This is a genomic window from Paenibacillus sp. TCA20, assembly GCF_000732325.1.
GTDB classification, from domain to species: domain Bacteria; phylum Bacillota; class Bacilli; order Paenibacillales; family Paenibacillaceae; genus Paenibacillus; species Paenibacillus urinalis.
On the sequence record NZ_BBIW01000002.1, the window covers coordinates 36,319 to 50,985 of the forward strand.

13 protein-coding genes are annotated in these 14,667 nt (G+C 43.7%); 4 read left to right on the forward strand and 9 right to left on the reverse strand.

Annotation, left to right across the window (positions count from 1 at the left end):
- Positions 1–26 precede the first annotated feature (26 nt).
- From TCA2_RS03945 to TCA2_RS03965, 5 genes are all read right to left on the reverse strand, one after another.
- The gene (locus TCA2_RS03945; protein WP_152557664.1) at positions 27–1,226 is read right to left on the reverse strand and encodes a sugar MFS transporter; all 1,200 of its coding nucleotides are present in this window, start codon (positions 1,224–1,226) and stop codon (positions 27–29) included.
- Positions 1,227–1,492: 266 nt separating this feature from the next.
- On the reverse strand, positions 1,493–2,698 hold the full coding sequence (locus TCA2_RS03950) for an NAD-dependent epimerase/dehydratase family protein (RefSeq protein WP_081872220.1): 1,206 nt from the start codon (positions 2,696–2,698) through the stop codon (positions 1,493–1,495).
- Positions 2,699–2,712: 14 nt separating this feature from the next.
- Positions 2,713–3,603: a patatin family protein gene (locus tag TCA2_RS03955; protein ID WP_052511724.1), complete on the reverse strand. Its 891-nt coding sequence runs from the start codon at positions 3,601–3,603 to the stop codon at positions 2,713–2,715.
- Between the two features lie 16 nt (positions 3,604–3,619).
- Positions 3,620–4,768, reverse strand: coding sequence for a glycosyltransferase family 1 protein (locus tag TCA2_RS03960; RefSeq protein WP_047910292.1), 1,149 nt, complete (start codon positions 4,766–4,768; stop codon positions 3,620–3,622).
- A 265-nt stretch (positions 4,769–5,033) separates the two neighbouring features.
- Entirely contained in the window at positions 5,034–5,810 is a 777-nt protein-coding gene (locus TCA2_RS03965) for a TerC family protein (protein ID WP_047910293.1), read from the reverse strand.
- Positions 5,811–6,089: 279 nt separating this feature from the next.
- Between TCA2_RS03965 and TCA2_RS27430 the strand changes: the two genes are divergently transcribed.
- Positions 6,090–6,194 carry a DUF6254 family protein gene (locus tag TCA2_RS27430; RefSeq protein WP_238546281.1) on the forward strand — a complete coding sequence of 35 codons (105 nt, stop codon included), beginning with the start codon at positions 6,090–6,092 and terminating at the stop codon, positions 6,192–6,194.
- 87 nt (positions 6,195–6,281) lie between these two features.
- Here TCA2_RS27430 and TCA2_RS03970 read toward each other — a convergent pair whose 3' ends face one another.
- From TCA2_RS03970 to TCA2_RS03980, 3 genes are read right to left on the reverse strand one after another with little or no spacing between them, the layout of a single operon-like run.
- Positions 6,282–7,403: a Ger(x)C family spore germination protein gene (locus tag TCA2_RS03970; protein ID WP_152557665.1), complete on the reverse strand. Its 1,122-nt coding sequence runs from the start codon at positions 7,401–7,403 to the stop codon at positions 6,282–6,284.
- A 2-nt stretch (positions 7,404–7,405) separates the two neighbouring features.
- Positions 7,406–8,500 (reverse strand): endospore germination permease, encoded by a 1,095-nt coding sequence (locus TCA2_RS03975; RefSeq protein ID WP_047910697.1) that lies wholly within the window; start codon positions 8,498–8,500, stop codon positions 7,406–7,408.
- A 3-nt stretch (positions 8,501–8,503) separates the two neighbouring features.
- Positions 8,504–10,060, reverse strand: a complete 1,557-nt coding sequence (locus tag TCA2_RS03980; protein ID WP_081872222.1) for a spore germination protein — start codon at positions 10,058–10,060, stop codon at positions 8,504–8,506.
- Positions 10,061–10,149: 89 nt separating this feature from the next.
- Between TCA2_RS03980 and TCA2_RS03985 the strand changes: the two genes are divergently transcribed.
- Entirely contained in the window at positions 10,150–11,103 is a 954-nt protein-coding gene (locus tag TCA2_RS03985) for an L-lactate dehydrogenase (protein ID WP_047910296.1), read from the forward strand.
- A 55-nt stretch (positions 11,104–11,158) separates the two neighbouring features.
- Here TCA2_RS03985 and TCA2_RS03990 read toward each other — a convergent pair whose 3' ends face one another.
- Complete coding sequence (locus TCA2_RS03990) at positions 11,159–11,722, reverse strand: TetR/AcrR family transcriptional regulator (RefSeq protein WP_047910297.1); 564 nt, start codon at positions 11,720–11,722, stop codon at positions 11,159–11,161.
- Positions 11,723–11,889: 167 nt separating this feature from the next.
- On the opposite strand from TCA2_RS03990, the gene TCA2_RS03995 reads away from it, so the two are divergent.
- Both TCA2_RS03995 and TCA2_RS04000 read left to right on the forward strand, forming a co-directional pair.
- Complete coding sequence (locus tag TCA2_RS03995; protein WP_047910298.1) at positions 11,890–13,368, forward strand: DHA2 family efflux MFS transporter permease subunit; 1,479 nt, start codon at positions 11,890–11,892, stop codon at positions 13,366–13,368.
- 249 nt (positions 13,369–13,617) lie between these two features.
- Positions 13,618–14,598: a YpdA family putative bacillithiol disulfide reductase gene (locus TCA2_RS04000; RefSeq protein WP_047910299.1), complete on the forward strand. Its 981-nt coding sequence runs from the start codon at positions 13,618–13,620 to the stop codon at positions 14,596–14,598.
- Positions 14,599–14,667: the final 69 nt, after the last annotated feature.

Genomic DNA, 14,667 nt, shown 5'->3' on the forward strand with positions numbered 1-14,667 from the left:
TCCTTTCTACAAAGCGTATTACCTCATTATATTACTTGCTTACGTTTTGATAAATATATATAGAGAAAGATGCCTGTAATTGCACACAAAGCGGCACATAATCCGATGAATCCATAACCCGCCTGCAGCCCGCGGAATAGTCCAAGCTGAGTATCTGCGCCAAAAAAATTCTTCGTCCACTCCGTTATAGCTCCAATAAGATAATTCCCGATCACACTTCCTACCCCCATCAGGGTGACGGTAAACGTAATTGCGGTGTCACTTCCGTTCGGATAACGTCTAGCGATGAAGGCCATCACCGTCGGATAGATCATCGCAATGCCGATCCCGGATGCTGCAAATAGAAAAGCAAGCTGCTCTCCACCAAATATAGCAATAAATGTACAGATCGCAGATATGGCTGAGAAGATAATCAAAGACAGGGTAAATCCGATTCTGTCTGTAACAGGCCCCAAGATCAATCTCGCCAGGGCGAAGCATAGGAAGAAGGTTGATAACATACCTGAGGCCGACACGGTGTCCCAGCCGTAAGCCTTCTCAAGGAAGTTAACGAGCCACCCTCCGACAGCCAATTCAGATACAACTCCAAATGACAACACCAGAACCATAAGCCATAGCACGGGGTCCTTCAAGAGAACTTTTAGCGGCAAACGATCCTCCTGGGCGACATCATCACCAGGAAATGAACTGAATAGTGCAAAAATGATAGGAATCACGGATAGAAGCAGCATGACAAGGTACATTCCTCGCCAATCCAGCGTATAGCCGTTAATTGTAACCTCCATAAGTCCTGTTGCAATTAGAGGAGCAACTGTCGAGCTAAGACCATAGAATCCATGGGTCAAATTCATCATCGTCCCCGTGTTCTTCACAAATATACGAGCACCAAGGATGGCGAGCCCAATCTCCAGCATACCGTTACCGATATACATCAAGAAATAGGAGGCTGAGAATAAGGCATAATGCTGGGATAGGAAGATGAATATTCCCGAGATCGCCATAGCGGCAAAGGATAATACCGTTATGACCTTGATCCCCCATATTCTAGTTAAATAAGCCGTGAATGAGCAGGCAATTAAATAGCCAAGTGCATTTAGCGATAACAATGTACCGAGCTGAGATTCATCCAGCATGAAGTCATATTGAATGCGGGGAATGGCAGGACCTTTAATATTTTCAGATAAACCGAATATGATGAAGCCAATAAATATCGTTGCCAGCTGCATCGCATAAATTTTGTTGAATGTTCCTGTACGTTTATTCACTCTAAGAAGTCTCCTTATGTATTCACTTTGCGAATTTACACGAATTAGACAATACCCTTCGCTGCTATATATTAGCCCGAACCGCTCATGTTTTAAATATAAGATTAATACGGTTGCATATAAAAATAGGGAACTTATGATATCACACCAGCCCAAAAAGGAGCGTCCACACAAACGGCAGCTGCTCCTTTTTCAACCCATGCTATTAAAGTCTATAAATGAATAGATTACAGCATACCGGGTTGCTGCTGCTTCGTCCAGGTACTCATGGCAGGAATTTTTGAATGATCGGCACGCTTGCCATATTTCCTCGCGATCTCCGTGATTTCCGATAACAGACCCTCATTGAGCGTAATCGGAACCAGTCCCTTGGATAGAAAAAGACCGTTCTCGACATGGAGATCATTCTCAGCCGCCTCTTGTCTTGGATTCGGAACATAAGCAATTCTACTTCCGGTCAACCGACTCACCATCTGGGCCAGATCAATAACTCGATGTGTCTCCGTCATTTGGTTCATGATGAGTACTCGATCACCTGTTGCAGGAGGATGTTCTACAGCAAGCTGTATACATCGCACAGTATCTTGAATATGAATGAATGCCCTTGTTTGACCTCCGGTCCCATGCACGGTAATCGGATGTCCGATCGCAGCCTGCATAAGGAACCGATTGAGGACCGTACCATAATCTCCGTCATAATCGAATCGATTGATCAGTCTTTCGTCTAATTGAGTCTCTTGAGTATGCGTTCCCCATACAATTCCCTGGTGAAGGTCGGTAATGCGAAGCCTGTCATTCTTACTGTAAAATGCAAACAACAGCTGATCTTGAGATTTGGTCATATGGTAGATGGAACCCGGATTCGTAGGATACAGAATTTGCTGCTGCACTCGATCGCCAGCTTCAGTAACCACCTCAATATCGAGATACCCCTCAGGAATTGCAATCCCTGCCGTACCATATCCGTAGACACCCATCGTTCCTAAATGAATCAAGTGAATATCTAAGCCGCTCTCCACAATTGCACTGAGTATGTTATGCGTAGCATTAATATTGTTATTCACCGTATAGCGCTTCAAACGAGAGGATTTCATAGAATACGGCGCAGATCGCTGCTCAGCAAAATGGATCATTACATCCGGTTTTTCCTCCATAATAACATTTAGCAGATCATCATAATCCTCGGCAACATTTAGAAGGTAATGCTGGATGCGCTTGCCTGATACTTCCTTCCAGGCTTTAAGACGATCTTCCATGGACTGAATTGGTGTGAGAGAATTGGTCTGGCACTCTTCATCAATTCTTCTTCTGGATAGGTTATCAATAATAATCACTTCATGTCCTAAGCTGGACAAATGAAGGCTGGTCGGCCAACCACAGAAGCCATCGCCGCCAAATACGATAATTTTTTTATGTACATCCATGTTTGTCATCTTTAACCCATCCTTTACGCATTCAATCTGTTCTTATTTTGTGAATTAAACAAAAATCGAAAAAGCGCATCCTTCTGCTGCTCTGTTTCACGGTAGCCCTGCCAATATAGCTGCATAAGCACACGCTTATTACGCTCCGCTCTCCCTGCAATTAAAGGCTGTTCAGGCTGAATGATAAATACCTCGTCATCCCTTTCCATTCCGATCAAGCGCTTCGTGGTTTGATTATAATAGTGATGCCTTTCCTTCAGCTGATGCTGGAGATGCGGGAATTGCCTGAATAGTCCATAATACATCCAGCCGTATGGCTCGGGCTTTTTGATATACCCCTTATTTCGGGTTAGAACGACCAGATGACGTTTGTAACCTCGGTCAATGGAAGGCTGAATCGGGATTGGATCTGCTACGCCGCCGTCAAGAAGACGTCTGCCCTGGAATAATACACTTGGAGAGAGCACAGGTAGACTGCTTGAAGCACGAACCAGGGTGAACAGATTTTCCACAGTATCATAATGATCATGATATAATGCAGAACCGGATGCCATATCCGTCGTGGTGATCAGAAACAATGCATTGGACTCAGAAAAGCGATTAAAATCAAAAGGTGCCAGCTGTGTCGGCAGAATACTGAACATCAGATCCATATGAAACAGCTCCTGATGGGTCAGCATACGCTTCAGCGATACAAGACTTCGACCATCGAGCAGTTGGTTAAAGGCCTCGTAAATCTTCCCTTTCTGTTTCGAAATATAATAGCTTCCAATCAGTGCGCTGGAGGATGAAGATACAACAATCGGAAAGTGGATGCCCCAATCGCTTAAGCAATCCAACACGCCTGCTGTGTATAACCCCCTCATTCCCCCGCCTTCCAGAATAAGTCCGACATCATTCACCGCTGAATTCAAGCCGACATCTCTCCTTCTAATTGGAATTCAAGATTTCTTCGTTATGCTTGAGCTTCCTTTCTAAGATCGTCTGTTTGTAATAGCCAAGCACCTGCTCTGCTGCCTCTGACCAACCTTCGCCTATACTTTCTTGATATGCAGCCTCAGCCATCCTATGTCTTACAGCTTCATCTTCAAACCGACAGACAGCAGAGATAAAATCGCTGTGATCATCAGCATCATACAATAATCCCGAATGCCCGTGTCTGATCTGTTCGCTTGTCGGACCGCTTCTTGCGGCAACGACGGGAAGACCGGAAGCCATGGCTTCAAGGAGGACAAGACCCAGCGTTTCTGTGGTTGATGGAAAAATAAAAACATCGGAGGAAGCAAAGGCCTGTGCCAGCTCTTGACCATATAGGAAGCCCGTAAAGAGTGTAGGAGTACCCTTAAAATGAGCCTCCAGCGCCTGTCGATGCGGTCCATCTCCGATAATGGCCAGAACAAATTGATCAGAAGCATCAAACAGATCTCGAAGCTTCTCTATTTCTTTCTCTACTGCCAATCTGCCTACATAGAGCAATACCTTCTTACCCTCTTGTCCTTGAGACAGCCGCTCACGCATGACTAAACTGTATTGCTTCGGGCTGAACAATTCGGTATCAACACCTCGTTTCCAGAGCATGACATTCCGAAACTGCCTAGAGGTTAATTCTTCCTTCACAGTAAGAGAAGTACACAGATTGACAGCTGCCCGGTTGTGAAGTGATCGAATATAGGACCACATCAAACCTTTTAAATAAGAAAGCTTATAATAATCAAGATACTGTGACAGGTTGGTATGATACGATGCCAGCAACGGGTACCCATACTTTCGCGAATAGTAGATTCCTGCAGCTCCAAGCAAAGCCGGATTGACGACATGTACGACATCAGGGTCATACTCTTTCAGCAGCTTTCCAACTCTGGGACTTGGCATTGCAAATTTCTTCGTTCGATATAACGGAAGTGGACGTGCTGGAATTCCATATACCCTGGCCTCACCATAGCTTGTGATTCCCAAATCCGGCGCGATAATGATCACCTCGTGACCCTCGGCTAAAAAATGGCGAATTGAAGCTGTTAAACGGGTAACGATTCCGTCAGTTGAGGGAAGGAATGTTTCTGTAATGATCGCAATTTTCATAGTACACTTCCTCCATAGTTAATCCAATTCTAATGATACTTAATTTCTATTAAGGCTGAGTTAATTTCACAATACTGAAGAAAGAAATAAATGAACGGAATCATAGAGTAACCTATTTACTATGTATATTATCAAATCACCCACACATATGGTAAGAATTCGCAGATATAAAATACAAAAAGAGCCGCGTCATGCGCAGCTCCTGAAATTCCATACTCAAATTGTCAACGACAAGTTATATTTCGCTGCTCACAGCAGCTTGATCTTATACAATATCTTCTGCTGTCTGCTTCTTGTTTGATGGAGCAAACCAGCCCCACAGCGCAATGGCAACCAGCACACCATAGAATACAAGCGTCCAGCCTGTGCTGTGTGGAAAGTGATGATCCAGCACTCCAATGTCCTCGTGAGCGAGGGTAATTACTGCCAGCTTCACACCAACCCATGCAACGATCGCATAGGCTGTTGTTTCCAGTGCCGGGCGGTCAACAAGCAGCTTAACAAACCATGTGGCAGCAAACTTAATGAGTACCAGTCCAGCAATTCCACCGAGCACTACAACGATAAACTGACCTCCGTCCATCCCTCCGAAATTGCCAAGCGGTGAATCCGGAAGTCCAAGTGCAAGGGCGACTGCAGCCAGTATAGAGTCGATCGCAAAGGCGATATCGGCAAGCGCGATTTTACCAACTGTGACCCAGTAGCTTTTTCCCGCCGCTTTTTCCTTGACGTCCTCACGAATTTTCTCGTTTTTCTTCCCGAATTTTGCTTTAATGACATGCTTTAATCCGAGGTATAGAAGATACGCTGCACCAATGGCTTGTATTTGCCAAACGTTTGCTATAAACGAGATGGCGAATAAAGCACCAAAACGAAACACAAAGGCCATAATAATTCCATAATTGATCGCTTTCTTCTTCTGTTCTTCCGGCAAGTGCTTCGCAATTACCGCCAGAACAAGGGCATTATCCGCGGATAATAATCCTTCCAATCCAATAAGAATCAGCAGTGCCCATGCATACTCCAGCCAAATAGACTCCAATCGTGTTACCCTCTCTCCTGTTAGAATGTCCTTGCAACAGTCTCTGTTTCACAGCTCATGACCTTCACCATGATCGGAAATGAAAGCTTACATAGTTTTACCTTATTTCCTTTTTTTAATTACGACATCAGGCTCAATCTCGTTTCGTTAGCAGAAGAAATTTTACAAACTTCGTTATATTGAGACTGCCTAGCTTGATATATACGAATGAAATTTGCCGTGCAATGACACCCTATAGAAGTAGTATACATCTCATTTTACCTAAGGAGGATTACTGTTATGGCCGACCAGAAAAGAAGGAAAGAAGCTGCCTGGAAGTCACGTAAGCAAGATCAGCATCCGCATGGTAAAGTAAAATCGCTAAAGGAATTATCAAGCGAGTAAGAGATGGATTTACTGCGAGGATTAAAGATGACTGCTGGCATATATAGCCCGCAGTCTTTTTTTAGCTGCAGGCGCTACCGTATCAGCTTATTTAACCGCTCCTGAAGCAAGGATCCGAAGATTCACATCTACATCAAATTGAGCTCGAGATAGCTCCTCACCCCAGTCATTTTGTACTTCTTTAAAGAATGGATATTGATATGCTCTCGAATAGATTCCAAACCCTACCGGATCGACTTTGAGCTGCTGAAATTTCTTAATGAGCTGTTCCATGCTGTTCTCCATTTCCTCGCTTAATTCATAAGCCATATCTTCGGAGTTCTCAAGAAGCTCATACTCAAGAAACTTCTCCGTCACACTAACCACGGCATCCACTTTAATCTTGTACTGAAATTTACCGTCTTCATGATCAGATTTAATCTTCACTGAAACATCACCTACACTAAAGCTAACCTTTTCTGTGTTAAAGGGGAGTTCTTCCTCTGTTCCATCAACGGAAAATGTAAGACTTATACCTGGTTCAGCTTCTTTCTTCAAAATTTGCAGCATTGAGGTTTCCTGATAAGTTAAGGAGCCGCGATATTGCCCTTCTTGAGACAGCAGAGCCGAGCCCTTGAGCAATATTTTGCCATTCTCAATCATGATCTCAGATATCGTTGGCGTGATTCCCCGATCGTTTAATTGTCTATGCAATTCCTGGGCTGTAGTCTTTACTGTCGTCGATCTTTCACTGCCCGAGTCGATCAATGCTCTCAAGAATATTGAGGTTGGCGGCTGATCCTTTGCTTGAAAATGAATAATATCTGCAACCGGTCCATCAAATGCTATGACGCGATCTGTGATCGTATTACGCGGGTCGCGGAACGTTACATCCAGAACATTAGTCCAATTCTTATATTGCAGCAGCTCTTTACCCACCACAATCACCTGATAGTTTCTCCCTGATACCGAACCTGGAAACTGGGCATCCTGCTGATTCCTTGACTGTCTTAGACCTTCTGCAATTCCTTCTCCCTCCCGGCTCTTCTTCTGGATTTCCTTGCTGAAGACTGGAGCGGAAATATAATAATGCAGCTTCTCATCTACTACATCGAGACCCAAGGATAATGGAACCGTCGCTTCATCAATATTTGTCTTGTCATTACTGCATCCAATCAGCGAGAATATGAACAAGCAGCACATTGCAGCAACGAACAGCTTATACTTCATTTTCAATTCAGCTTCCCCCTCCTAAACTTCTCACGGATGAACAAATATAGAAGGAGACAACAAGGCATCGCAAATTCGATAGTGAAACCTATATAGTTCAGAGAGTCATTTATAATAGCAGCATCAAAAAAGCTTGGTCTGTATAAGAAAAAACCGATTAACATCAGCATCGACCACACTGCCAAATGAGTCCGGTCGCTCCCTTTTCCGAGCAGCCACGCCGAATTTGACGATACTATATACATGGACGGGATCCAAATACAAGAAAAAACAAATAAATAAACAGCAATAAAAGGCACCTCGACCCGTTCGATAAACTCAAATTCAACCGACTTCATGATGCTGATCACCGGATCATTAAATTTGCCAATTTCATCAGGACTAAAATATACGTAACAAATAATTGTGATCCCGAGATACACGAGACAACTAAGTGTGTTGGATAGGATGACAGCTGGCAGAGCTTTATCTTTGTTTACCAGATGAGGATATAGAAAAAAGATGAGTCCAATGCCAAGCATTGGATATATCATGGTTTTTACACTTGAGAGGACAGGAATCCAGCCTTCCTTCAATATAGGGAGTAAGTAAAGCCAGTGTGCGTGCCGAAGTGTTGATAAATAAACAAACGGAATCCATATGGAGATCATCGCTACAATTTCACTGTAACGTCCAATGGCTTGAAATCCATGCTGTGCGATTTGAAAGGTAGGAATGAGCATTAGGAGGACTAACACATAGATATAGGTGCTTGGTAATAACCACAGCTTGATTACTAGAGAAGCAATCATATATCCATCGTAAGCAAGCAGCAAATAGTAGGCGATAAACACAATGGCAGCAATTCTTGCCCCCCATACTCCCATGTACCTTTGCATAAGTTCAAGAATAGAGCTATTCGGACTATATTTCATAACTTTAACAATAGCAACAGCCGCAGCAGATGCCAGCCCCCAGCCAAAAAAAATCGCAATCCATCCATCTGAGCCTGCCAGTCTCGCCAGCTCCCGAGGTATGGATAGAAATGCAACACTAATTTGAAACGTTGATATAATCAGTATAAATTGAAGCATGGATACCTGCCGAATCCCTCTCATCAATCACTCTTTCTCCTTCCAGCCTCGATTCCTTCCCTGCCTTCTTGACTGAGCAGCCCTTGTACTTGTAGGACGATTGTTCATCAGCCACAGCGGTACCCTGATCAATGTATCCTTCCAGTCTGTCAATCTAAATGGAGCCATCGGTGTACTGTAGGAGTTGCCTAGTGAGTTTAAGGTGATCAATCGCCCAATAAACGTCATCATACCGACCACGAGTCCAACAAATCCGAACCATGACGCAAGTATCATCATCATAAACCGCATAAGTCGAACGGCGGCCATCATATCCTGATTTGGAATAATAAAGGAAGCAATCGCTGTAAACGCGACAACAATGACCATAACGTTACTGATCAGCCCCGCTTGTACGACCGCTTGTCCGATAACGATACCGCCAACAATACCAACCGTTTGACCAATGGGTGCCGGCAGCCGAACTCCCGCTTCTCTAAGCATTTCAAGAGTAAGCTCCATAATGATGGCCTCTACGAAAGGAGGAAATGGAACCTGACCTCTGGACTCTCCTAGTGTCAGCAGCAGCTTCATCGGTATAATTTCAAAGTGAAAGGAAATGACCGCAATATAAAAACCAGGTAATAGAACAGCGACAAAAAAAGCGAAAATACGCAACATACGCAGAAAAGATGATATCGACCAGCGCGAGCTGTAGTCATCTACCGTTTGGAAGAAGGACATAAAGGTAATAGGCGCAATCAGCACACTTGGTGAACCATCTACGACAACAGCGCACCGCCCCTGCAATATTTGTGAAGCAGCGGTATCCGGTCTTTCGGTGGTAATGACTTGTGGAAGCAGAGCAAGGGGCTGATCCTCGATGAATTCCACGAGCTCTCCAGTATTTATGATGGCATCTACATCAATCGATTGAATACGTTCTTCAAGCGCCTTTACAAAATCGGGTTGTACGACATCATCCAAATAAACCAGAGATACCGTCGTCTGTCCTCTTCGGCCTACAACATACTGTCTAATCTTGAGCTCTTTATCAGGAATAATGCGCCGAATCATGGCAATGTTCTGTGAACCGATCTCAATAAAGCCTTGATGGGCTCCTTTTAATGAAGGCTCCTGCTGCGGATCTTCGATGGCTCTCTGCGGTAATCCTTTTGTGTCCAATACATAAGCAGAGCCTCTGCCCTGGATGAATAATAGACTATAACCCTGCATTATATTCAATTTGAGCTTTTCCCACTCGGATTCAGGCTTCATGTAACCGACATGAGTTATAAAATCTCCAGATGGATTACCCGACTCAAGCTGAAGCGGAGCAAGCACATCATGGTTCAGGCATGTCTTATCCGTTAATTCATCCAGATATACAATTACAGCTTCTTCTCCGGTCTGCTTAATATGTAATCGGCGCAGAATCAAGTCTGGAGTATCCGTGAATATCGTATTAATGGTAATTATGGAGTCATCTAAGCTGGTAGTGAGCTGCTCTCCTTGCCCATTATTCTCATACAATGGATTCACGTCATCCTGTCTCCTTCGCCCGTAGTTTTCCTTATTATGACGATTATGGAGTGTACTATGCATGACGATCTTTCATAAAGGTTCTTCAGCTGATAAAATGAAGCAGACCTCTAAGAACTGGTTAATCATACATATAAAGGAGGGTGAATCGTTTGAAGAATAATGTCAACCGTGTTGTACTTGTTGGCACAGGAGCAGTCGGATGCAGCTACGCCTATTCCATGATCAATCAAGGCTTAGCTGAAGAGCTCGTGCTAATAGATGTTAACGAGAGCAGAGCAGAAGGCGAAGCCATGGATCTGAATCATGGAATGGCCTTTACATTAACACCAACCCGAGTGTGGAGCGGTACTTACGCAGATTGTAACACGGCAGATCTTGTCGTTATTGCGGCAGGACTTCCTCAAAAGCCAGGCGAGACCAGACTCGATCTCATTGACAAGAATACGAAAGTATTTCGGAGCATTATACGCGAGATTATGGACAGTGGATTTGACGGAATTTTTCTCGTAGCTACCAATCCCGTAGATATCCTCACTTATGTAACCTGGAAGGAATCCGGTCTGCCGAAGGAGCGAGTCATCGGTTCCGGCACAACACTGGATTCTGCACGCTTCCGCTACATGATCGGTGATTACCTGCAGGTTGACCCTCGTAATGTACATGCGGCGATTATCGGGGAGCATGGTGATACCGAATTTGCAGTATGGAGTCAGGCTTCTATTGGAATTGAAAGCTTGTCTAAAGTACTGGAGCGCCGGAATAATCCACAAGACCGATCCAAGCTTGATGAGATCTTCGTCAATGTACGGGATGCCGCCTATCATATTATTGAGCGAAAGGGGGCCACCTATTACGGAATCGGAATGTGTCTCGTTCGGATCACTAAGGCCATTCTCGGAAACGAGAACAGCATTCTTACCGTATCCTGTCTTCTGGAAGGCCAATATGGCCAAGAAGATGTATATATCGGAGTACCGGCAATAGTCAACCGCGGTGGTATTCGAGAAGTTATCGAAATTGGACTGGACAAGACAGAAACCGAGAAATTCAATCACTCTGCCTCTGTTCTCAAAGAAATGATTGGCACAATATATAATAAGTAGATTGAATGTCCCTCCCCATGGAGGGATTTTTCATGTTCATATATTGAATTTATGGCTAACTTATAGGCGATCTTTTGTATATCATAGAAATTTGATTCGCCATATGCTCTGAGCTAAAGTGAATTCCGTCACGAATCCACCACATAATAACCCCTATAATTGAAGCTGTCAGGATCTCAATCGATACTAACTGTTCGGGTAATCCTCTCGTTGTCAGTGCTTTATCTCTTCTCGTTTCAATCAAATTCTTGAAGAGAGTAAACAGCCTCGATTCATAACTTTTGTGCTCAAACAATACAGCAAAGAGCTTCCTGTTATCGTATATATAATCCAAGAATCGCGTAAGATCCACTTCGTTATCCAGTATTTCTGATTGGACAAGCGGCTCTATCTTCATCGACAGCTCGTCAAAGATTTCATTCGTCACCTTGGTGATCAGATCATGTATATCCTCATAATGCAAATAAAATGTGGCTCTATTTAATTCTGCGCGTTCGGCTACCTTCTGTACCGTGACCTGTGTAATGGATGGTTCCTCGATCAGAAGCGAAAGCGCAGCTTGTTTAAACATATTTTTAGAGCGAATCGCTCGTGGATCTTCCTTTTTCCTCATAGACAATTCTTTCTCCTTTGTCGATTAAATCGATGTTTATATTCGAATTCTCCTTCCCTGTTGATTAAACAACGCTTTGAAAAATATTGCAAATAGTCAATCCATTTTCATTGTGGTACCATCTATTTTATTGATACGGTGTTGATAAAGCAATGCTTGGAAGGAGTATCTTAATGGAACAAGAGAAACCAGATGTAAAAAAAGGAATCCTATTATTTATTTTAATTTTAGGTTGTTTTTTATCGACCTTGAATCAAACCTTGCTCAATGTAGCTCTAAATGATCTGATGGACGTATTCAAAGTATCGGCTACAACCATACAGTGGCTTGCAACCGGCTTTATGCTGGTGAACGGTGTGTTGATTCCCGCCACAGCTTACCTCATGAAGCGTTTCACCACCAGACAGTTATTTGTGAGCTCCATGCTGCTGCTGTTAATCGGAAGTGTCATTTGTGCAATATCCCCTAATTTCAGTATTTTACTTACAGGGAGAATGATCCAGGCTGCAGGAACAGGAATTATTACACCACTCATGATGAGTGTCATCCTCATTGTCTTTCCCATTGAAAAAAGAGGCAGCGTCATGGGCTTAATCGGCTTTGCCATTATTTTTGCACCTGCAATCGCCCCTACACTGGCGGGTTTTATTATTGAATATGTATCCTGGAGATGGCTCTTCATTGGGCTGGTGCCTTTTGCAGCCATTGTCATTCTACTATCATTAAAATACTTGGCTAACGTTTCTCAGACTGTCAAATCCAAACTTGATGTCGTGAGTGTTGTGTTGTCTACAATCGGCTTCGGCTTTATATTGTATGGATTTAGTACCGCTGGGAGTAAGGGCTGGGATTCCTTAAGTGTGATCCTGTCTTTAATTATCGGACTGGTATTTACCTCTCTATTCTGTGTACGGCAAATCAAGTCCCCGGATCCTTTATTGAACCTGGATGTATTTAAGAATAAGATGTTTACCTTTACTTCTCTCATCAACGTACTCGTTACGATGCTCATGTATGCGGATTTGATCCTGCTGCCAATGTATCTGCAGAGCGGCAAAGGCTTTACCGCCTTTGAAGCTGGGCTGTTACTATTGCCTGGTGCAGTGATTAATGCGCTGTTATCTCCGGTCACAGGCAAGCTGTATGACAAATTCGGTGCAAAACCACTGTTTGTTACTGGTCTGCTGTTCATTATCCCTTCCATGTGGGCGGTGACTGACTTATCCGGTGACACATCTTATATGTATTTAATGATCAGAACCATATGCTTGCGAATTGGCCTAAGCTTTATCACGATGCCGCTAAACACGGCCGGCCTAAATGCCTTGCCAAGACATCTGGGCACACATGGCTCTGCAGTTAACAATACTGTTCGGCAAATTGCAGGAGCGATCGGAACAGCCGTTGTCATTACGATCTATACTGCTCAAGCAGCAAGTCATTCGATCGAGGTTCAAAGTCAAAATCCAACGGCTTCATCCGAGTTTATCGCGACCTTGTCCTCCATATTAGGCTCAGGCGACGCATACTATTTCATGACGATTATAGGGATCATTGCACTTGTACTGACGCTGCTTATGCCTGGTAAAAAAGCGCAAAGACAGGTCACGGAGCAAGCAGTTGAGAAGAAAGAGACTGTACTATCTAAATAGCATTTTAACTGAGTATAATGTAATTGAGGAAGATGCGATCAGCCGTTGCTGCTGTCCATCTTCTTCTTTTTTTGTTGAACTGAATATCCAATCGTTTGCGGCATTAATTATGACATGATATCAACCACACATCAATTTTTTTCATGAAATCAGAGCTAAATAGTAGCACGTATGATAGAATAAGTAACACGAATACGAATTATGAGAATGACAACCGGTTTGCATTTGAATTAAAGGGAGGCAATATATATGGTGGATGTAATTATCATTGGCGGAGGACCTTGCGGGTTAGCAGCGGGTTTAGCATTGCAGGAAAAAGGGATTTCCTATATCATTCTCGAAAAAGAAGCGATTGTTAACTCCATTGTCAATTGCCCAGCCGATATGCGGTTCTACAGTACTTCGGATCGTTTGGAAATCGGCAGAACTCCATTTCTTACACAGGAAGCACGTCCAACCCGATCGGAGCTGCTGAAATATTACCGACTTGTAACAGAGCGAGAGGAGCTAAACGTACACTGTTATCAGAATGTGGTCGGTATAACTTCAAGCCCTGACTTATTCACTGTACAATCGGTGGATGATAAAGGAAACCAGCATACATACCATAGTAAATTTCTTGTCGTTGCCACAGGCATCTATGATAATCCAAGAAAGCTGCATATACCAGGTGAGGATCTGAACAAAGTAAAATACTACTATACGGAAGGGCATTCATATTACCGACGACAGGTTACGGTGATTGGTGGTAAGAATTCAGCTATTGAAGCCGCTATTGATCTCTATCGCTCTGGAGCCCATGTTACACTCGTTCATCGAGGAGAATCCGCACATGTCGGCATAAAGCCTTATCTAATTCCTGACATTCGCAATCTTGTAGAGAAGGAAAAAATTAAATTTTATCCCTTGTCCCATGTGGAAGAAATCACCCACAGTACAGTCTCTATACGCACTCCAGAAGAGCTGGTCAGCATACCCAATGACATCGTATTTTCATTAATAGGCTATCGGCCAGACTTTAGTCTGCTCAGTCAAGCCGGTGTTCAAGTGGATGCGTTGACCTCTGTGCCCTCCTATCGAGCTGATACGTATGAGTCCAACGTTCCCAACTTGTTTCTGGCTGGGGTTGTTACAGGTGGAACGACGAATCGTGTATATATCGAGGACGGCAGATTTCATGGGGGAAAGATTGCGGACGAGGTACAAAAGAGACTGCTTGTATCCGTGTAACAGCTATTTGGATGAATACAACAGAAGACAGCCGAGCATCAACATTCGGCTGTCTTCTTCGTTCCCGTT